The 18,230-nt window shown below is 71.7% G+C and carries 19 protein-coding genes and 1 tRNA gene; 7 read left to right on the forward strand and 13 right to left on the reverse strand.

Features of this window, described 5'->3' with window-relative positions; translation table 11 throughout:
• Positions 1-160: 160 nt before the first annotated feature.
• Positions 161-1,600, forward strand: a complete 1,440-nt coding sequence (locus ACI1MP_RS15965; RefSeq protein ID WP_404868890.1) for an AlkA N-terminal domain-containing protein — start codon at positions 161-163, stop codon at positions 1,598-1,600.
• A gap of 146 nt (positions 1,601-1,746) precedes the next feature.
• Complete coding sequence (locus ACI1MP_RS15970; RefSeq protein WP_380335239.1) at positions 1,747-2,235, forward strand: methylated-DNA--[protein]-cysteine S-methyltransferase; 489 nt, start codon at positions 1,747-1,749, stop codon at positions 2,233-2,235.
• Here ACI1MP_RS15970 and ACI1MP_RS15975 read toward each other — a convergent pair.
• The 12 genes from ACI1MP_RS15975 to ACI1MP_RS16030 all read right to left on the reverse strand — a co-directional run bounded on the left by ACI1MP_RS15975 (position 2,229) and on the right by ACI1MP_RS16030 (position 12,685).
• Entirely contained in the window at positions 2,229-2,423 is a 195-nt protein-coding gene (locus ACI1MP_RS15975) for a hypothetical protein (protein WP_100588797.1), read from the reverse strand. The genes ACI1MP_RS15970 and ACI1MP_RS15975 overlap by 7 nt on opposite strands.
• Positions 2,416-3,651 (reverse strand): beta-ketoacyl-[acyl-carrier-protein] synthase family protein, encoded by a 1,236-nt coding sequence (locus ACI1MP_RS15980; protein ID WP_404868891.1) that lies wholly within the window; start codon positions 3,649-3,651, stop codon positions 2,416-2,418. The genes ACI1MP_RS15975 and ACI1MP_RS15980 overlap by 8 nt, the downstream gene beginning before the upstream one ends.
• On the reverse strand, positions 3,648-3,890 hold the full coding sequence (locus tag ACI1MP_RS15985) for an acyl carrier protein (protein ID WP_043915822.1): 243 nt from the start codon (positions 3,888-3,890) through the stop codon (positions 3,648-3,650). The genes ACI1MP_RS15980 and ACI1MP_RS15985 overlap by 4 nt, the downstream gene beginning before the upstream one ends.
• A gap of 85 nt (positions 3,891-3,975) precedes the next feature.
• Positions 3,976-4,977 carry a beta-ketoacyl-ACP synthase III gene (locus tag ACI1MP_RS15990; RefSeq protein ID WP_404868892.1) on the reverse strand — a complete coding sequence of 334 codons (1,002 nt, stop codon included), beginning with the start codon at positions 4,975-4,977 and terminating at the stop codon, positions 3,976-3,978.
• A complete protein-coding gene (locus ACI1MP_RS15995; RefSeq protein ID WP_380334884.1) occupies positions 4,974-6,047 on the reverse strand; it encodes a fatty acid desaturase family protein in 1,074 nt (357 codons plus the stop codon). The genes ACI1MP_RS15990 and ACI1MP_RS15995 overlap by 4 nt, the downstream gene beginning before the upstream one ends.
• Positions 6,044-7,006 (reverse strand): VlmB-like protein, encoded by a 963-nt coding sequence (locus tag ACI1MP_RS16000; RefSeq protein ID WP_229848192.1) that lies wholly within the window; start codon positions 7,004-7,006, stop codon positions 6,044-6,046. Before ACI1MP_RS16000 ends, ACI1MP_RS15995 begins: the two co-directional genes overlap by 4 nt.
• A complete protein-coding gene (locus ACI1MP_RS16005) occupies positions 7,006-7,560 on the reverse strand; it encodes a flavin reductase family protein (RefSeq protein WP_189275876.1) in 555 nt (184 codons plus the stop codon). Before ACI1MP_RS16005 ends, ACI1MP_RS16000 begins: the two co-directional genes overlap by 1 nt.
• Entirely contained in the window at positions 7,557-8,039 is a 483-nt protein-coding gene (locus ACI1MP_RS16010) for a hypothetical protein (RefSeq protein WP_043915819.1), read from the reverse strand. Before ACI1MP_RS16010 ends, ACI1MP_RS16005 begins: the two co-directional genes overlap by 4 nt.
• Before the next feature lies 1 nt (position 8,040).
• A complete protein-coding gene (locus ACI1MP_RS16015; RefSeq protein WP_380334878.1) occupies positions 8,041-8,553 on the reverse strand; it encodes a type II toxin-antitoxin system RatA family toxin in 513 nt (170 codons plus the stop codon).
• Complete coding sequence (locus tag ACI1MP_RS16020) at positions 8,546-9,847, reverse strand: aspartate aminotransferase family protein (protein WP_100588791.1); 1,302 nt, start codon at positions 9,845-9,847, stop codon at positions 8,546-8,548. The genes ACI1MP_RS16015 and ACI1MP_RS16020 overlap by 8 nt, the downstream gene beginning before the upstream one ends.
• 8 nt (positions 9,848-9,855) lie before the next feature.
• On the reverse strand, positions 9,856-10,992 hold the full coding sequence (locus ACI1MP_RS16025) for an acyl-CoA dehydrogenase family protein (RefSeq protein WP_043915816.1): 1,137 nt from the start codon (positions 10,990-10,992) through the stop codon (positions 9,856-9,858).
• Between the two features lie 58 nt (positions 10,993-11,050).
• A complete protein-coding gene (locus ACI1MP_RS16030; RefSeq protein WP_189275882.1) occupies positions 11,051-12,685 on the reverse strand; it encodes an aldehyde dehydrogenase in 1,635 nt (544 codons plus the stop codon).
• A 232-nt stretch (positions 12,686-12,917) separates the two neighbouring features.
• On the opposite strand from ACI1MP_RS16030, the gene ACI1MP_RS16035 reads away from it, so the two are divergent.
• The gene (locus ACI1MP_RS16035; RefSeq protein ID WP_404868893.1) at positions 12,918-13,889 is read left to right on the forward strand and encodes a bifunctional lysylphosphatidylglycerol flippase/synthetase MprF; all 972 of its coding nucleotides are present in this window, start codon (positions 12,918-12,920) and stop codon (positions 13,887-13,889) included.
• 51 nt (positions 13,890-13,940) lie between these two features.
• Here ACI1MP_RS16035 and ACI1MP_RS16040 read toward each other — a convergent pair whose 3' ends face one another.
• Positions 13,941-14,702, reverse strand: coding sequence for an AfsR/SARP family transcriptional regulator (locus ACI1MP_RS16040; RefSeq protein WP_052509772.1), 762 nt, complete (start codon positions 14,700-14,702; stop codon positions 13,941-13,943).
• Between the two features lie 333 nt (positions 14,703-15,035).
• Between ACI1MP_RS16040 and ACI1MP_RS16045 the strand changes: the two genes are divergently transcribed.
• The 4 genes from ACI1MP_RS16045 to ACI1MP_RS16060 all read left to right on the forward strand — a co-directional run bounded on the left by ACI1MP_RS16045 (position 15,036) and on the right by ACI1MP_RS16060 (position 18,188).
• Positions 15,036-15,758: an SGNH/GDSL hydrolase family protein gene (locus ACI1MP_RS16045; RefSeq protein WP_380334870.1), complete on the forward strand. Its 723-nt coding sequence runs from the start codon at positions 15,036-15,038 to the stop codon at positions 15,756-15,758.
• Positions 15,759-15,966: 208 nt separating this feature from the next.
• Positions 15,967-16,054, forward strand: a tRNA-Pro gene (locus ACI1MP_RS16050).
• 49 nt (positions 16,055-16,103) lie between these two features.
• On the forward strand, positions 16,104-17,051 hold the full coding sequence (locus ACI1MP_RS16055) for a diacylglycerol/lipid kinase family protein (RefSeq protein WP_404868894.1): 948 nt from the start codon (positions 16,104-16,106) through the stop codon (positions 17,049-17,051).
• Between the two features lie 33 nt (positions 17,052-17,084).
• Entirely contained in the window at positions 17,085-18,188 is a 1,104-nt protein-coding gene (locus ACI1MP_RS16060; protein ID WP_189275890.1) for a ferritin-like domain-containing protein, read from the forward strand.
• Positions 18,189-18,230 lie beyond the last annotated feature (42 nt).

Here is an 18,230-nt window from a genome sequence, read left to right on the forward strand (position 1 = left end):
TGAATGGCCTGGAGATCGCCGACTCACTGTCGCAGCAGGACAGCGACCGGGCTGGCGGGTTTCGGCCGTGTTCGTCCGCCGGGCGACCGGGGCGGGCGTCCCCGCCGTCCATGACCGAAAACTGCCAGCCTCCGGCCACCGGGTGGGCCACGATGGAGAGATGATTGACGACGAGAAGCGCTACCAGGCGATGCGCAGCAAGGACAGCCGTTTCGACGGCTGGTTCTTCGTCGCTGTGCGGACCACTGGTATCTACTGTCGTCCGAGTTGCCCGGCGGTCACCCCGAAGCGGGAGAACGTCCGGTTCTACTCGTCGGCGGCGGCCGCGCAGACCGCCGGCTTCCGCGCCTGCAAGCGGTGCCGCCCCGACGCCACCCCCGGCTCCCCCGAGTGGAACGTGCGCGCGGACGTCGTCGGACGGGCCATGCGGCTGATCTCCGACGGCGCCGTCGACCGCGGCGGGGTGTCCGGCCTGGCCGGTGAACTGGGGTACAGCGTCCGGCAGTTGCACCGCCTGCTGACCGAGGAGATGGGCGCCGGTCCGCTGGCCCTGGCGCGCGCCCAGCGCGCCCACACCACCCGCGTCCTGCTGGAGATGACGGACCTTCCGATGGCCGAGGTCGCGTTCGCGGCCGGCTTCTCCAGCGTGCGGCAGTTCAACGACACCATCCGGCAGGTCTTCGCCCGGACGCCCTCGGAGCTCCGGTCGCGGGCCAGCAACCTGGGCGGCTCCGACGTGGTCGGCACGATCCGGCTGCGGCTCCCGTTCCGGCCGCCGCTCGACCACGCCCGGCTGTTCGGGTTCCTCGCCGCCCGGGCGGTGCCAGGGGTCGAGGAGTTCACCGGCGGCGCGTACCGGCGGGTGCTGTCGCTCCCCCGTTCCACCGCGGTGGTCGAGCTGTCCCCCAGCGACGGGCAGCCCTTCCTGTGGGCCCGGCTGTGGCTGGACGACCTGCGCGACCTCGGCGCCGCCGTCCAGCGCTGCCGGCGCCTGCTCGACCTGGACGCGGACCCGCAGGCGGTCGTCGAGACGCTGAGCGGCTGCGCGTTACTGGGGCCCCGGGTCGCCGGGTCGCCGGGGCTGCGCTCACCCGGCGCCGTGGACGCGGCGGAGCTCGCCGTCCGGGCGCTGCTCGGCCAGCGGGTCTCGGTGGCGAGCGCCCGGACCTCGGCCGGCCGGCTCACCGCCCGGTACGGCAAGCCGCTGACCGCCCCGAACGGCGGACTCACCCACGCCTTCCCCACCCCGGAGGCGCTGGCCGCCGCCGACCCCGCCGACCTGCCCATGCCGCAGGCCCTGCACGGCCTGGCCGAGGCGCTCGCCTCCGGGCGGCTGACGATCGGCCCCGGGACGGACCGGGAGGAGAACGAGGAGCACCTGCTGACGCTGCCCGGCATCGCGCCCCGGACGGCCGGCTACATCCGGATGCGGGCCCTCGGCGACCCGGACGTCTTCCTGCCCACCGACCTGGGCATCCGGCGGGCGCTGGAGCGGCTCGGCCAGCCCGGCGACCCGCGCCACGCGCTGGCGCTGGCCCGGCGCTGGCGCCCGTGGCGCTCGTACGCCCTGCACCATCTGTGGTCCGTACTCACCCCCTGACCGAACCGATTCCAGCCGTTTCCCCGAAGGACGTTTGCTCCGTGCCGCACGCACCCGACGACCCCACCGGCCCGCAGGCCCAGGACACCCTGTTCGCGCTCCCGGCGGAGCCCCCGTCCGTCCCGCCGACGGAGTTCGCCGAGCCGCTGGACGGCCCGGTCCGGTACACGCTGAGCCCGTCGCCCGTCGAGGACCTGCTCCTCGTGGGCGACGGGCGCTCGATCCTCGGCATCTACATGACGGAGCAGCTGTACGGCCCGAAGATCGGGCCGGACTGGGTGCGGGACCCGGGGCTGTTCAAGGAGGCCGAGCGCCAGCTGGACGCGTACTTCGCGCTGGAACTGCGCGTCTTCGACCTCCCGCTCGCGCCCCGGGGCACCGCGTTCCAGCGCACCGTGTGGCGGGAGCTCACCTGCCTGCCGTACGGCGTCACCACCTCCTACGGGGCCATCGCGGCGGATCTGGGCCGGCCGTCGGCGGCCCGGGCCGTCGGCATGGCGAACGGACGGAACCCGGTGGGGATCGTGATCCCGTGCCACCGGGTGGTCGGCTCCGACGGGTCGCTGACCGGGTACGGCGGCGGCCTGCCCCGCAAGCGGCGGCTGCTCGACATGGAGCGCCGCAACCGTCACTGAGCGGGTCTGCGCTCCTCGCCGGAGCGGCGCAGCGACCAGATCTCCTTTCCGGTGCGGATGTCGGGCGCGCCCGCGGGCGGGTCCTGGATCACCGTCAGCAGTTCGGGGTTGATCAGTCCGAGCAGTGCTTCCACGATGTGCGCCGGCCAGCCCTCCTCGTCGTCGGGTGCCGGCCCGGGTTCAGGCACGGCTGAGCAGGAGCACCGCATTCTGCCCGCCGAATCCGAAGGAGTTGCTGACCGCCACCTCGACGGGGGCGGCGCGTCCCGCCCCGGCCACCACGTCGATCTCGATCTTCGGGTCCTGGCGTTCCAGGTTGGCCGTCGGCGGGATGAAGCCGTGTTCCAGGGTCAGTGCCGTGGCGACCGCCTCGATCGCGCCGGCCGCGCCGAGCGCGTGCCCGACCACGCCCTTGACGGAGGTGACGGCGGGGCGTTCGCCGAACACCCGGCGGATCAGCCGGGCCTCCGCGAGGTCGTTGAGCGGGGTGGACGTGCCGTGCGCGTTGACGTGGTCGACGTCGGCGGGGCCGAGCCCGGCGTCGGCGAGCGCCGCGCGCAGGGCCAGTTCCGCGCCCGCGCCCTCGGGGTCCGGCGCGGTCGCGTTGTGGGCGTCCGCCGAGGCCCCGTAGCCGCTGACCCTGGCCCGGATCCGCGCGCCGCGGGCCCGGGCGTCGGCCTCGCGCTCCAGCACCAGGACGGCGGCGCCCTCCGCGGGCACGAAGCCGTCCCGGTCGACGTCGAACGGGCGGGACGCCGCCTGCGGGTCGTCGCGCCCGGACAGCGCACCCATCTGGCTGAAGCCCGAGATGATCGAGGGGATCATGCAGGCCTCGGTCCCGCCGGTGATCACGATGTCGCAGGCGCCGGACCGCAGGAGTTCGCGCGCCGTGCCGATGGCGGTCGTGCCCGAGGCGCACGCGGTCGCGGTCACCAGGTTCGGGCCGCGCGCACCGCACTCCATGGCCACGTACCCGGCGGCCATGTTCACCGCCAGCATCGGGATCAGCAGCGAGGACACCTTGGTCGGCCCCTGCTCCAGCAGGACGTGGTGCTGCTTCTCCCAGGTCGCCGCGCCGCCGATCCCGCTGCCCAGGACGACGCCGACCCGGGCGCCGTCCCACCCGCTCGGGTCGAGGCCCGCGTCGGCGAGCGCCTCGGTGGCGGCGGCGACGGCAAACTGGCTGCACCGGTCGAGCCGCCAGGCCTTCCGGCGTCCCACCGCGCGGACCGGGTCGAAGTCCTCGACCGCGCAGCCGAACCGGGCCGGGAGGCCGGCGAGTTCGGGGACCGGCCCGGCCGCGGTGCGCCCGCCCTCGCAGAGCCGGTCCCAGGCGGCCTTCACGCCGGTCCCGGCCGCGGTCACCATGCCCACGCCGGTGACCGCGGCGTGGAACGGCTCGCGGTCGGTCGTCATCCGATGCTCACCGCCTTGGCGGCGATCGCCTCGGCGGCCTGGCCGATCGAGTCGGAGGAGCGGATGTCGTCGTCCTCGATCTTGACGCCGAACTCGTCCTGGGCGGCCAGGCCCAGCTCCACCAGGGCCAGCGAGTCCATCTCCAGTTCGTTGAAGGTGGTCTCCGTGGAGACCTCGTCCGGCTCGATGCCGAAGCCGCGGGTCAGCAGACCGACCAGGCGGTCGTAGACGTCGTTCATGAGCGGTCTCCTCTGTTTCGGTGAGCGATGACGTGCAAAACGTGCGATGACGTGCGATGACGCGGCGTGCGGAAGGCCGCGCGGATCAGATCGGTGTCACGTCGGGCCAGCGGACGGCGCAGGCCCCCCAGGTGATCCCGCCGCCGAAGGCGGTCATCACCACCCGGTCCCCGGGGCGCAGCGCGCCGCGCTCCACGGCGTCGGCCAGGGCGAGCGGGACGGCGGCCGCGGCGGTGTTGCCGACCCGGTCGAGGTGGACGGCGCAGCGCTCCCGCGGCAGCTTCATCCGGTCCGCGACGGCGTGCATGATCCGCAGGTTGGCCTGGTGCGGGACGAGCAGGTCCACCTCGTCCACGCTCCAGCCGGCCCGGTGGGCGACGTCCAGCGCGGAGGCCGCCATCCGTTCGACGGCGCTGCGGAAGACGGTCTTCCCGACCATCCGGAAGTACGGGTCGTAGCCGGGCCCGGTGCGGGCGGCGAACGGCTCCCGGGAGCCGCCCGACGGGACGGTGATCAGGTCGCTGCCCGTTCCGTCGCTGGCCAGGTCGAGCGGTCCGAGGGCGCCGGGCGCGTCCGGGTCGCCGGCGGTGAGCAGCACCGCCCCGGCGCCGTCGCCGAAGATCGCCCGGGTGGAGCGGTCCTGCGGGTCGAGGATGCTGGAGAACTTCTCCGCGCCGACGACCAGCACGGAGTCGACGGTTCCGGCGGCGATCAGGCCGCCGGCCACGCCGAGGCCGTACAGGAATCCGGTGCACACGGCGGCCACGTCGAACGCCGGCACGGTGCCGAGGTTCAGCCCGGTGGCGACCAGCGGCGCCGTGGCCGGGCACGGCCGGTCGGGCGTGGTGGTGGCGACCACCACGCAGTCCGCGCTCTCCCGGCCGGCCGACTTCAGGGCCCGGCGGCCGGCCTCGACGGCCAGGTCGGAGGTGGCCGTGCGGTCGTCGGCGGTGTGCCGCTGCCCGATGCCCGTCCGACTGCGGATCCAGGCGTCGTCGGTGTCCAGCTCCCGGGCGAGGTCGTCGTTGGTGACGATCCGGGGAGGCAGCCACGAGCCCAGGCCGCTGATGACCGCCGCCCTGGTCATCGGCCCGCCGCCGGCACCGGCGAGGCGTCCTGCTGCTCCAGCACCCGCACCTGGTCGCTGACGTCGCCGAGGTACTCGGAGACGTCGAGGTAGGACCTGAGCAGCCGGACCTCGACGTAGGGCAGGCCGTGGGTGAGGCAGTAGTCCTTCACCACCGGCTGCGCGCGGTGCAGGTTCCGGCGCGGCATGTTCGGGAAGAGGTGGTGCTCGATCTGGTAGTTGAGGCCGCCGTAGAAGAAGTGGGTGATCCGGCTGGGCAGCATGTTCCGGGAGGTGACGACCTGTCGGGTGATCCAGTCGAGCTCCTCCTTCTCGCCGTCGCGCACCGGCAGGCCCTTGTGGTTGGGCGCGAACAGCAGGCCCATGTAGAAGCCGAACAGCGCCTGGTGGACCACGATGAACGCGACGGCCTTGAGCGGGGAGAGCACCAGGAAGACCGCGGCCAGGTAGGCCGCCAGGTGGATCGACAGCATCAGCAGGTCGGCGCCCTTGTTGCGCTTGAGCGCGCCCCGCCTGGCCGCGACGTAGCCCGACAGGTGCAGGCGCAGGCCCTCCATCATGATCACCACGTAGAACATCCAGGACTGGTGGCGCACGATGAAGCGGCTCAGCGGAGTGGTCCGCTTGTGCCGGTCGCCGCTGTCGAAGATCACCTGGCGGCGCAGGATGTCGGGGTCGAGGGACAGGTGGTTGGGGAAGTTGTGGTGCTTGGTGTGGTGGCCGACCCACCAGCCGAAGCTGACTCCGGTCAGCAGGTTGCCGTGGATGTAGCCGATCAGGTCGCTGGCCCGGCGGGTGCGGAAGATCTGCCGGTGGCCCGCGTCGTGCCCGACCAGGTCGGTCTGCGCGAAGCAGAAGGCGAGGAACGCCGCCACCACGAGCTGGAGCCAGCTGTCCCCGAGGAACGCGAAGGCCGTCCAGCCGGCCGCGAGCAGGACCAGGTTGGAGACGATCTTGTAGACGAAGAACCACGGCTGGAGGTCCATCAGGCCGGCGTCCTTGACCACCTTGGTGATCTCGTCGTAGTTCGCCGTCGCCGCCTGTCCCCCGGCGCCGTCCAGCTGCGTCATATCGCCTCCTCCAGCCCCATGTAGGCCAGCCGGGCGCGCTGCATCCGGTCGGCCCAGGCCTGCCCGGTCGCCATCCGCTCCTCGGCCGTGGTGTCCACCAGCCGCCGCCCGGGCCAGACCTCGTAGTCGCCGAGCAGCTTCCCGTGCTCCTCGATGCCCTGCTGGAACAGCGACTCGCGCCGCTGGAGCATGTCGTGGGTGGGCAGCCGGCCCCACAGCCGGTAGCCCTCCTGGATCAGCTCCAGCACCCGCGGCTTGTCCTCCGGGTGCTTCAGCAGGTGGTCGCGGACGATGGCGCTGCCGACCGTGAGGTGGCGGATCTCGTCGATGCCGGCGCCGCGCTCGATGTCCGCGGCGGCCGGGTCGAACACCCGCCACTTGCGCTCGCTGAGCTCTGCGGACGGCGCCAGCACGCCCTCGACCAGGACGGTCAGCACCAGCACGCCGCCGATGAAGTCGCCCTCGTCGCGCAGCACCCGCAGGCCGAACTCCTCCAGCGGCACCAGCACGCCGTCCCGGTCGCGCTGCGCGAGCCGGTCGACGGACTGCCACAACTCGGCCTTCGGGATGCCGAGTTGCAGCAGGTGGCTGCGGAAGACCATGGCGTGCCTGGCCTCGTCGAGCAGCTGCGTGGAGTAGAACTCCAGGCAGTCGTTGTCGGGCGCCAGCGCGACCATGTACGCGATGGCGCGGGTGGCCTTCTCCTCCGCGATCGAGCGGAAGGCGAGCTCCATGGTGAGCGCGCTGTTGAGCGGGCCGGGCTCGCTGACCACCGACAGCGGGCGCACGTCGTCGGCGTGGCCGAGCACGTGACCGCGCAGCGTGCCCTGCGGGACGGCCGCCAGCCAGTACTTCAGGTCGGCGGAGGCCGGTGTCAGTTCGAGGTCAATGGCGCCGTCGACGAGCGACGGGGCGCGCTCCCAGTCCGCCTCTGCGGGAATGTTCTCGGACACGGTCATCAATCCCTCTCGGTGTGCAGGGTCGCTTCGGTCAGCCCGTGCAGGCCGCCCGCGTAGTTGAGCAGTGGGGCGCCGGCGCCGCGGACCGCCCGTTCCACCTGGGCCAGGACGAGTTCGTGGTCGCCCACCTCGACGGTTCCGCGGACCCGGCAGGTCAGCCAGCCGACCGCGCCGACCAGCACCGGGACCCCGTCCTCGGCCAGGTCCGACCAGGCCTCGCCCGCCAACTGGCCGACGCCCCGCGCGCGGTGGCGCCGCGCGAAGTGCCGTGCCAGGTCGGCCTGCCGGGCGCCGAGCGCGTTGACCACGAAGGTGCGGGTGCTCAGCAGCGCCTGCAGGCCGCGGCTGCCGCGCCGCAGCGCGACCGAGACCATCGGCGGCCGGCGGGACGCCAGGGTCAGGGTGCTGACCGTCACGCCCTCGACGTCCTGTGCGTCGCCGCAGGTCAGCACCGCGACGCCGGTGACGAACCGGTCGAGGATCAGCCGGTGGGCGCCGTCGGCCTCGTTCGGGCCCGCCGCGACGGACAGGTGCTGGGCGGTCGCCCCGGTCACCGGGCGCCCAGCGCCCGGGGCGGCAGCAGCTCGCCGGTGGAGGCCAGGTACTCGCTGGAGAACCGGCGGTAGGCCGGGTGGGCCTTCGGCTCGAAGTGCAGCCCGAACGGCTTGAGGAAGTTGCCGAAGATCGCGCGGTCCCCGAACAGGTGGATGGGCACGACCAGCAGGGCCCACTCCGCCCCGGCCAGCCAGATCCAGGCCAGCACGACCAGTCCCTGGGTGACCATGCTGTGCATGGTGTTGTAGAGGACGTAGTAGACCTTGGGGGTCGGGGCGTCCGGGTGCCGGTGGTAGCGGAGCGCGCCGGGCAGGTAGCCGATCACGTCGATGTACGCGAACAGCAGCACCGCCGGCAGCCAGCGGACCTCCCCGATGTGCGCGAAGAACAGCACCACGGACACCAGCAGTCCGAGCCCGTACTCGGCGCGCACCAGCCAGGCCGTGGCGCCGGTCATGAACAGGTTCTTCTGGTCCATCTCAGCCCACTTCCAGTGCGGAGTCCGGGATCTCCGCGGCGGGCTCGGCGACCGCCCGGGCCACCGCCTCGTCGCCGACCACCCGGGCCGTGCCGAACAGGCCGACGACCACCCGGGCGATGGTCTCCTTGAACACCCGCACCGCGACCGGGTCGAGGATGCCCGCGAGGCTCGGGATGCCGAAGTCGAACTCGGCGGAGAAGTGCACCCGGCACTCGCCGTCGACCTCGGCGATCCGCCAGCTGCCGGCGAACGAGTCGAAGTCGCCGTCGAGTTGGGAGAAGTCGATGGTCAGGGCGGCGAGGTCGAACCGGTCCTCCTCGGTCCAGCGGAGGATGCCGTTGCGGAAGTACACCTCCCAGTCGCTGGTCTCCTCCGCGTCGCCGATCCGGTGCACGGTCACCGCCCGTACCACCGGCACCAGTTCGGGGTAGCGGGCGAAGTCCCGCACCCGCTCGAAGACGGTGACCGGATCACCGTCGGGTACTGCGACAGTCACCTCGACGCTACGCATGGACGGTTCCACCTTCACCAGTCGGCGCGTACCGGGCAGCCTGCTTCCGGCACGCGTTGTCGAATGCCTCGTAGAGGTGATCCACCTCCGCGCGGGTCAAGATCGCCGGCGGCGTGAGCCGCAGCACCAGGTGCGAGTTGAGCGAGTGGTTCGCCACCACGCCCTGCATCACCAGCTCGATCAGCAGGTCGCCGGCGATGCCGGGCTCGGCGAACTCGAAGCCCAGCAGCAGCCCGCGGCCGCGGACCGCGGACACCGCGGAGCCGAAGTGCCGGCGGACGATGTCGCCCAGCCCGAGCCGCAGGTCGGCGCCCAGCTCGTGCGAGCGGGCGACCAGGTTCTCCTCCTCGATCGCCGCCAGCGCCCCGCGGGCCGCGGCCATCGCCAGCGGCACCCCGGAGAACGTCGAGGTGTGCAGGTACGGGTCCTTGTCGAAGACCGAGAACGCCTTCGCGGTCGCCACCACCGCCGACACCGGGACGATGCCGCCGCTGAGCCCCTTGCCCACCAGCAGGGCGTCGGGGGTGACGCCCTCCCGGTCGGCGCCGAACCAGGTGCCGAGGCGGCCCAGTCCGGTCTGGACCTCGTCGAGGACCAGGAACGCGTCGTGCCGGCGGCAGGCGACGGCCACGTCCCGCAGGTAGCCGTCCGGCGGGACGATCACCCCGGCCTCGCCCTGGACCGGCTCGATGACCACGCAGGCCCGCCCGGGCATCGTCCGCAGCAGCTCCTCCAGGGCCTGGGCGTCCCCGTACGGGACGTGGTCCACGCCCGGCAGCAGCGGGCGGAACGGGTCCTGGAACAGCGCCTTGCCGGTGAGGCTGAGCGCGCCCATGGTCTTGCCGTGGTAGCCGCCGTGGGTGGCGATCAGCCGGTCCTTGCCGTGCGTCCGGGCCATCTTGATCGCGGTCTCCACCGCCTCCGCGCCCGAGCCCGCGAAGTGCACCCGCTCCAGGCCGCTCGGCGCGACCTTGACCAGGGCGTCCGCGGCCAGCGCGGCCTGCGGCTCCAGGAAGATCCGGCTGGCCACCGGGTGCCGGTGCAGCTGCTCCTCGACGTAGCGGGTGACGATCGGGTGCCGGGCCCCCATCAGGAGCACGCCGTACCCGCCGCAGTTGAGGAACCGGCGGCCCTCGGCGGTGGTCAGCCACGCGCCCTGGGAGCCGGTCTCCACGTGCCCGCCGAACAGCTCGCCCAGCGTGGCCCGGCCCTTGTTCAGCCGCCTGCGGTACAGCCGGCCGAGCGTCTCGCGGTCGACCTCCGCGGGCTGGTAGCCGACGTCAGTCCTGTTCATCTCACTCCTCAGCTGAGCCGCAGCGGACGGCCGGCGGTGTGCTCCAGCAGGGGGCCTGCGAAGCTCGCGCGGGACGGCGGGTGGAACGACAGGCCCTGGGCGGCGGCGGTGAGGTAGGCGACGTCGGAGGACGAGATGAAGGCCATCCCGCCGAGCGCCTCGGCGGCCCGGTGGGCCGTCTCCGCCAGCGCGTCCTGCGCGCCGTAGCGGGCCAGCAGCGCCTTGCCGAGCGCCTCGTTGCCGGCCTCGCCGTCCATCACCATCCGGGCGACGCCCTCCAGCAGCAGGTTGGCGGTCTCCAGACGGGTGATCAGCTGGGCCCGGTCGGAGTCGCTGCCCCGGCCGCTGCTCAGCACCCGCTCCACCAGGCCGGTCACGATGCCCAAGTAGGAGGCGGAGATGAGCAGTTCGAACCAGATGAAGCCGACCGTCTGGAGCTGGTCGAGCTCGCCGGCGTCGCCCAGCTCGGTCCGCATCAGCTGACGCTCGTCCACGAAGACGTCGGTGAGCCGGACCTCGTCGCTCTCCGCCCCGGCCAGCGCGAAGGACGACCAGAACGGGTGCACGGTGATGCCCTCGGCCTGCCGGGGCACCAGCAGCACCGCCATGTCGCTGCCGCCGTCGGCCCGCGGCAGGGCCGTGCTCGCGGTCAGCAGGTCCATCGACTGCGAGAGGCTGCACGGCTTCTTCGAGCCGTTGATCAGGTATCCGCCCTCGGTCTCCCGGGCCCGCATGGTCGGGGCGAGGATGCCCTGGCTCGGCCGGCCCTCGGCGAACCCGGAGGCGACCAGCAGGTTCTGCGAACAGATGCCCTCCAGCAGCGCCCACTCCACGCCGCTGCTCTGCAGGCTCTCGGCCAGGGTGAACAGGGTCGCCACCGAGAAGTGGTGCATGGTGGTCGCGACGGCGAGCGACGGGGCCCGCAGGGCCAGCGCCCGGGTCACCTGCAGCGCCTGCAGCGGGTTCGCCCCGGAGCCGGAGTAGCTGGTGGGGACGACCAGCCGGGCGCCGCCGGCGGCGCGGAACAGGTCCAGGGACGAGCTGCCCGGCTGCTCCAGCTCGGTCAGCGGGACGGCGGCCAGCTTGTCCTGCAGGCCGGGCAGGAACTCCTCGCACGACGCGCGTGCGGCGTCCAGTGAGCGCATATCGGTTGTCGACTCCTTGTCGGGTTTGGGCCGGTGCACTGCTCCACGGCCGGGCGCGTCACGAGCGTTGGGCTTCCAGCGCCTTCCAGGCGTCGAAGACCGCCTCCCGGGGGCGCGAACCGGTGCTGACGCTCACGCCCTGGATGTGCGAGGTGCGCAGGATCGGGTAGTTGGCCTCGCCGAACACGCCGCCGGTCAGACCGGTGCCGCCGTGCGTGGGCAGGTAGGGCAGGAAGCCGATGTGGGAGTCGTTGACCTTCAGCAGCCCGCCGACGGTGACCCGGGCCAGGACCTGCTCGACCACCTCCGGGTCCTTGGCCCACAAGGAGTTCCGCAGCCCGTACTCGTTGGTGTTGAGGTGGCCGATGAAGCGCTCCAGCAGCACTTCGTCGGGCGCCTCCTCCGCGATCACCAGCGGCAGCAGCGGGAAGAAGGTCTCGTGCCGCACCGCGTCGATCTCCCGCGCGGACTCCAGCCCGCGGACCACCACGACGGTGGGCTCCAGGAAGATGCCCGCGGGGTCCCGCGTCTCGTCGGCCTGCATGGCGTGCCCGCCGCAGGCGAGTTCGGCGCCCTTGTCCAGCGCGTCCTGGAGGCACTGGAAGAACTTCTCGTTGCGCAGCACCGGGGTGAGCAGCACGTCCGGCTGGCTCGGGTGGCCCGGCAGGATGTGGCCGACGTGGCGGACCAGGTGCTCGATCAGCTCGTCCGCGACGGCGGGGTGGACCACGACCTGGTTGGGGATCATGCACAGCTGCCCGGAGCCGTAGAAGCTCTCGGTCAGCGCCTCGGCCGCCAGGTCGAGGTCGGCGTCCTTCCAGATCACCACGGCGTCGTTGCCGGCCAGTTCGAGGATCGGCTTCTTGCCGGCGGCGATGCAGCGCTCCTGGAACCTGATGCCGTTCTCGCTGCTGCCGAAGTACATGACGTCGTCGACGTGCGGGCTGTCCAGCCAGGCCGAGAGCATCGGCGCCGGGTCGCCGCACACCACGTTGAGCGTGCCGGGCGGCGCCCCGATCTCGTCCAGGACCGGGACCACGATCTCGTGCAGGACGTACATCACGCCGAGCGGTGCGCTGCGCGGCGCCCGGATCACCAGCGAGTTGCCGGCCATCAGGGAGGTGACGCCCAGCAGCGCGCTGGAGAGCGGCGCGTTCTGCGGCGGGTTGAGGCAGACCACGCCGTCGGGCCGGCGCCGGACCTCGATCCGGCGCTCGCCGCGGTGGAACTCCTGCAGCATCTGCGAGCGGTAGAAGCCCAACGACTCCGGGCCGAAGCACTCGAGCATGCCGGAGACCTGCCAGCGGGCCAGCGCCAGCGGGTGGCCCTCCGCCACCAGGATCTCGGTGATCTCCTGGGCCTTCTCCGCGAGCCGGGCGTGCAGCAGCTCCCCGAAGCGTTCCAGGCGGGTCTCCAGTGGGAAGGACACCCACTGGCCGGCGGCGACCGCGGCCGCCTCCAGGGCGGCGTCGACCGTCGCCCGGTCCGCCTTCGCGACCCTTCCGACGATGGCGGCCGGAAGGTTTTCCGGCCGAATTCGGCCCTGCTCGAGTTTCCTTTTCAGTGTCAGACCGGCGAACGCGTCCTCCAGCAGGGTGCCGGAGTCAATGACATAGACCCATTGATCACTCTCCAGGGTCTTTCCGTTGACATAGGAGCCATAGGTTCGCAGGGGCAGCGAAGCAGTGGACACTCTCACACTCCCTGTCCGGGCGCATTGACGCGGATATTCCGAAGCACCCGAGAACACTCTCAGCGGCACCTGAAAAAGCGCTGACAGGACGCTGAAACGGGACTCTCAGCCGCCTCCAAGGAGCCATTGCTACGTTGCTTCCCACCTGGCGGGACGAGTCGAGGGGCAGAAGCGGATGGTGCGATCCGGAAGTCGACCGGAAGGGATCTCCACAGCGGGGGACGCGGGGGTTTTGGATCGCGCATTGCCGGTTCTGGAGAAGTACGGGGAGAATGCGAGCGCCTTTCTCGCCCTCAATGCCGGGAACGAGTTCTTCACCCTGCCGGACGAGGACGGGCTGATCGCCTACCGCCGCGCGGGGCGCTACCTGGTGCAGTTCGGCGGCGTCCTCGCGGCGCCCGAGCGGCAGCCGGTGCTGCTGCGGGAGTTCCGGGCGGCGGCCGCCCGGGAGCGCCGCCGGATCGTCGGCGTGCAGCTCCAGCGGGCCGATGCCGAGCTGTACCGCGCCGCCGGGTTCACGATCAACCAGGTGGGCGCGTCGTACTCGGTGCCCCTGCCGGACTTCTCGCTGCGCGGTTCGAAGTTCGTGAAGCTGCGCAACAAGATCTCACGGGCCGGCCGCAGCGGGCTGGAGGTGCGCGAGGTGGACTTCGCCGAGTACGCGGACCGCATCGCCGCGATCGACCGGACCTGGCTGCGCGCCAAGGGCCGGCACGTCAAGGAGATCGAGTTCCTGGTCGGCCAGCTCGGCGGCCCGGCGCAGCGGCTCCGTCGGCTCTTCGTCGGCCTGCTCGACGGCGAGCCGGTCGCGTACATCTCGTACTCACCGGCGTTCGGTTCGCGGCCGGGGTGGCTGCACGACCTCAGCCGGCGGTTGCCGCAGACCGTCCCCGGTGTGATGGAGGCCGTCAACGCGCATGCGGCGGGGCGGTTCAAGGAGGAGGGTGCGGGCTGGCTGCACTTCGGCTTCACGCCGTTCACCGGCCTGGATCCCGAGCACGAACTCGCCGGGCACAGCCCGCTGACCGCGAAGTTCATGCGCCTGCTGGCCGAGCACGGCGGGGCGGTGTATCCGGCGCAGACCCAGCTCGCCTACAAGGAGAAGTGGGCGCCCGAACCGGCCCTGCCGGAGTACCTGGCGTTCGACGGAGGTGCGCGCCTCGGCGCCATCTGGCAGATCCTCCGCGTGACCAAGTCGGTCTGAGTGTGCGCCGTCGGCGGGCCGCCGCGTGGGCCTGCCGATCGGTCGGTCCGCTCAGGTGCGGGTCGGGGCGTTGTTCAGGATCTGCTGGAACTTGCGCTTCAGCCGCGGCGACGGTTCGAGGCCGAGGTCGTTGGTCAGCCGGTGCCGGGTGCGGTGGAAGACGTCGAGGGCGTCCGCCTGGCGGCCCGAGAGGTACAGGGCCGTCATCAGCTGCTCGCAGAAGCGTTCCCGCAAGGGGTGCTGGAGGCAGAGCTGCTCGATCTCCGGCACGACGATCTGGCTCTGGCCGACTTCGAGCTTGGCGTCGATCAGCAGTTCGAGGGCGACCAGCCGGGTCTCCTCCAGCCGCACGTACGCCGTCCGGCAGATCATTCCGTGGCCGGCGTCCAGCAGCGCGGGGCCGCGCCAGAGCGCGAGACCCTCGGTGAGCAGCTCGACGATGCGCTGCGGCGGCTCCCGCCGGTACCCCTCGAGGCCGGCCACGATGCGGCTGAACCGCTGGGCGTCCACGAGGTCCGGATCGACCCGCAGGACATAACCGGAGTGAGTGGTTTCGATCAGATTGCGGAGCTGGGGCTTTCCGGAACGCTCGGCAAGTATTCTGCGCAATCGTGCGACATGACTCTGGAGTGAATTCGCCGCATTGCGCGTAAGGCGCTCACCCCACAATTCGTCGATGAGTTCACTGGAGGAGACCGACATTCTCGGAGAGAGTGCCAGTGTGGCCATGATCGCCCGGAGCTTCTCGCCCGGCAGGTGGATCGATATGCCGTCGTCCGTCAACTCCAACGGCCCTAAAAGATCGACTCGCATCGCGGCTTCCCTCCCTTGGGGGGCATTTCTCGCTGTGCACTCGTGATCATTCCCGGTTGATCCTAAGCTGGGCCCCAAGCGCTGTCAACGAAAACCGGCCCGTGCGCACGCCGCTTTGACGGCTGTTATTCGATTCGACACAGTCGGCCGTGGCGAAAAATCGCCCCACGGCCAGGATGCCGTCAACTACCGATGGTATTGGTGTGATCGCATTCTGTTGCCGCACGTGCCATGCGCGTTCGCCCCCTTGGGTCGGACGCGGATCATGCGGAACCCGATCCACCCCGACCCGGGCGGCGACCCGGCGCCAACCTCTGACGACAGGAATGTGCGATGACGACGAACCGCACCCAGCCGGTCCGGTGGCAGGAGCCGCACCATCTCTCCGAGGGGAAGGTCCGTCAGCTCCTGACCTCGGCGCCCTGGGGCCGCTTCGTGGTCCTCGGCGACAGCGTCGCGGCTGGGGCGGGCGACCACTCCAACGGCTACCGGTCCGAGTACTGGGCCGACCGGGTGGCGGCGATGCTGCGCACCGCGCGGCCCGGCCTCGCCTATCTCAACCTCGGACGGCGCGGCGTCGCCGGCCCCCAGGTGCGCTCGCGGCAGCTGACCAGGGCCCTGGCCTTCCGGCCCGACCTGGCCGCGATCGCCGTCGGCCGGGACGACATGCTCGGCGGCTCGTTCGACGCCGAGATCTTCGCGGCCGAACTCAGCCGGATCATCGCCCCGCTCCGCGCCGTCGGCTGCGACGTGCTGACCTTCGGACTCTTCGACATCAGCAGGTCCAGGTCGGTGCCGCAGCACCGGAAGGCGGCGCTGCGCGAACAGGTCCGCCTGCTCTCCGAGCGCACCGAGGCCGTCGCCCGGCGGCACGGCGCCATCCACGTGGACCTCACCACGCACCCGGCCGGCGAGGATCCGGGGCTCTACAGCAAGGACGGGAACCACCCCACCGTCCGCGGGCACGCCATCGCTGCCGCCTCGGTGATCCACGAGCTGAGCAACAGCCGGAGCACCTTCTCGCTCCTTCGGCACACCTCGACGCTGGCGACCTGACGCCGGTCGGAAGCACTGCGCACATCGGGGCGTCCCGCGCCCTGCCATTGTCATGTTTCGGCCGATTTCCGCGAGGCCCGTCGGCGCCCCCGCCACTGACACGGCGATCTCAGCGGGCTTCCAGCGGCCGCTGCCAGAGTTGTCCCCGCAGCCGGGCAGCAGACGTTGGCACGGCCGGGCAGCAGGCGCTGGAACAGCCGGCCGCCGAGGAGAGGTTCCCGTAGCGGCCCAACGGGGGTCGGGCCAGGGCCCGACCCGGGCGCAAGCCCTCGCAGGTTCGAATCCTGCCCTCTCCGCACACCGGCGAAGCCCTCCGACCCGCCGTCGCGGGAGAAGAGAGAACCGATGATGGTCGCAGGCCCTTGGGCCCGCCGTGGCGTGCTCATCGCGAACCCCGTCGCGGGCCGGAAGGACCCGGCGCTCATCGACGCGGTGATCCGTCACTGCTCCCCGCTCGTCGCGGAGTTGAGCGTCGTCCTGACCTCCGGCAGCGGCGCCGCCCAGGCGACCGCCCGGGACTGCGTCGGCGACGCCGACCTGGTCGTGGTCGTCGGAGGCGACGGCACGACCCGCGAAGTCGCCTCCGGGCTCGCGCGCGCGGCCGGCGAGGACCCGGCGGCCCACCTCCCGGCGATGGTCAACGTGCCTGCCGGGACCGGGAATTCGTTCTACCGCGAGATCTGGTCCGACCGCCCGTGGCAGGAGGTGCTCAGCAGTTCGCTGAGCGGCGCCGGCCCGCGGCTGCGCAGGGTCGACATGGCCCGGATCCGCGAGACGGACACCCTGGCCCTGCTGGGCGCCTGCTCCGGGCTGGTCGCCGAGGCGCTGATCACCGCGGCCCGGCTCCCGGAGCTGGCCGGCCGGGACCGCTACCGCGAGGCGGTGGCCCTGACCCTGCGCACCTTCGAGGCGTACCCGGGCCGGGTCCTGGTCGACGGGACGGTCGTCCACGACGGCGCCGCGGTCCTGGCGAACGTCGGCGGGGGCCGCTACCGCGGCGGCCAGTTCAAGGTCCTGCCGCACTCGGTCCTGGACGACGGCCTGCTGGACGTCTGCGTCGTCGGCGGCGACCTCGACCCGCGCGAGCTGCCGGGCCTGACCGCCCGGGGCGACCACGTCGGCCGCCCCGAGGTGGTCTACGCCCGCGGTCGCCGCATCGTCATCGAGCGCACGGACGGCTCCCCCCTGACGTTCGAGCACGACGGCGAGCTGGTCCGCACGTCGGCATCCCGGTACACGATCGAGGTGCTGCCCAATGTTCTCCCGGTGCTCGCACCGTCAGGGACGGTGTGAACCCGGGCTCGGCGAGAAGGCGGAGAACTGTCCATGAATCACTCTGACGAACTCAACGAACGTGCGAAGTCCACGAGTTGGACCTTTCCGATGGCCGGCGACAACCACTTCACCTGGGACTACGACTCCGGACGCGAACGACTGCTGAATCTCTATCAGAAGGGCAAGGACAAGCAGTGGGACAGCGCCACCCGCATCGACTGGTCGATCGAGGTCGATCCGTGCGACGCGCTGGGAACGCCTGAGAAGACGCTCGCGCTCTACGGATCCCGCCAGTACGAGAAGCTGAACGCGGCGGAGCGCCGGGAGATGCGGCAGCACATGGCCGCCTGGGAGTTCAGCCAGTTTCTGCACGGCGAGCAGGGGGCGATGATCTGCTCCGCCCGCATCGTGCAGTCCGTCCCGGACATCGACTCCAAGTACTACGCGGCGACCCAGGTCATGGACGAGGCCCGGCACGCCGAGATCTTCTCCCGCTTCCTCGGCGAGAAGATCGGGCTCACCTACCCGATCAACCCGCACCTGAAGTCCCTGTTGGAGGACGCCCTCAACGACTCCCGTTGGGACATGCCCTACCTGGGGATGCAGGTGCTGATCGAGGGACTCGCCCTGGCGGCGTTCGGGATCCTGCGCGACCGCACCGACAAGCCGCTGCCCAAGCAGATCCTGGCGTACGTGATGCAGGACGAGGCCCGGCACGTCGCCTTCGGCCGGCTCGCCCTGCGCGACTACTACGCCCAGCTGTCCTCCCGCGAGATCGCCGAGCGCGAGGAGTTCGTCGTCGAGGGCTGCTACCTGATGCGGGACCGCTTCCGCATGCAGGAGGTCTGGGAGAACCTCGGCTTCGACATGAAGGAGTGCATGGAGTACATGAACCGCGGGCCCCGCATGCGGGCCTTCCGTTCGCTGCTCTTCGCCCGGATCGTCCCCTGTGTGAAGGACATCGGCCTGTGGGGCCCGGCCGTGCAGAACGCCTACGCCGACATGGGCGTCCTGGAGATGGGCAACAGCGACCTGCTCAAGCTGATGTCCGAGGACGAGGCGCAGGCCGACGAACTGGACCGGGAGCGGGCGGAGTTGCAGGCCCGCGTCAACGAGATCGACGAGGCCGTGGCACTCGGCGCGGCCGCCGAGTAGCGCCGGGAAGATCCGACGACGGGCGGTGGGACGGCGGGGGCG

It is taken from the genome of Kitasatospora griseola, from assembly GCF_044999035.1.
GTDB classification, from domain to species: domain Bacteria; phylum Actinomycetota; class Actinomycetes; order Streptomycetales; family Streptomycetaceae; genus Kitasatospora; species Kitasatospora griseola.

What these genes read in the sequence shown, in the direction of transcription:
- ACI1MP_RS16025 (WP_043915816.1), bottom strand. Translation starts at nt 10,992, where the DNA reads ATGCGCTCACTGGACGCCGCACGCGCGTCGTGCGAGGAGTTCCTGCCC.
- ACI1MP_RS15990 (WP_404868892.1), bottom strand. Translation starts at nt 4,977, where the DNA reads ATGACCAGGGCGGCGGTCATCAGCGGCCTGGGCTCGTGGCTGCCTCCC.
- ACI1MP_RS16000 (WP_229848192.1), bottom strand. Translation starts at nt 7,006, where the DNA reads ATGACCGTGTCCGAGAACATTCCCGCAGAGGCGGACTGGGAGCGCGCC.
- ACI1MP_RS16040 (WP_052509772.1), bottom strand. Translation starts at nt 14,702, where the DNA reads ATGCGAGTCGATCTTTTAGGGCCGTTGGAGTTGACGGACGACGGCATA.
- ACI1MP_RS15995 (WP_380334884.1), bottom strand. Translation starts at nt 6,047, where the DNA reads ATGACGCAGCTGGACGGCGCCGGGGGACAGGCGGCGACGGCGAACTAC.
- ACI1MP_RS15980 (WP_404868891.1), bottom strand. Translation starts at nt 3,651, where the DNA reads ATGACGACCGACCGCGAGCCGTTCCACGCCGCGGTCACCGGCGTGGGC.
- ACI1MP_RS16055 (WP_404868894.1), top strand. Translation starts at nt 16,104, where the DNA reads ATGATGGTCGCAGGCCCTTGGGCCCGCCGTGGCGTGCTCATCGCGAAC.
- ACI1MP_RS16010 (WP_043915819.1), bottom strand. Translation starts at nt 8,039, where the DNA reads ATGGACCAGAAGAACCTGTTCATGACCGGCGCCACGGCCTGGCTGGTG.
- ACI1MP_RS16060 (WP_189275890.1), top strand. Translation starts at nt 17,085, where the DNA reads ATGAATCACTCTGACGAACTCAACGAACGTGCGAAGTCCACGAGTTGG.
- ACI1MP_RS15985 (WP_043915822.1), bottom strand. Translation starts at nt 3,890, where the DNA reads ATGAACGACGTCTACGACCGCCTGGTCGGTCTGCTGACCCGCGGCTTC.
- ACI1MP_RS16045 (WP_380334870.1), top strand. Translation starts at nt 15,036, where the DNA reads ATGACGACGAACCGCACCCAGCCGGTCCGGTGGCAGGAGCCGCACCAT.
- ACI1MP_RS16020 (WP_100588791.1), bottom strand. Translation starts at nt 9,847, where the DNA reads ATGAACAGGACTGACGTCGGCTACCAGCCCGCGGAGGTCGACCGCGAG.
- ACI1MP_RS16015 (WP_380334878.1), bottom strand. Translation starts at nt 8,553, where the DNA reads ATGCGTAGCGTCGAGGTGACTGTCGCAGTACCCGACGGTGATCCGGTC.
- ACI1MP_RS15965 (WP_404868890.1), top strand. Translation starts at nt 161, where the DNA reads ATGATTGACGACGAGAAGCGCTACCAGGCGATGCGCAGCAAGGACAGC.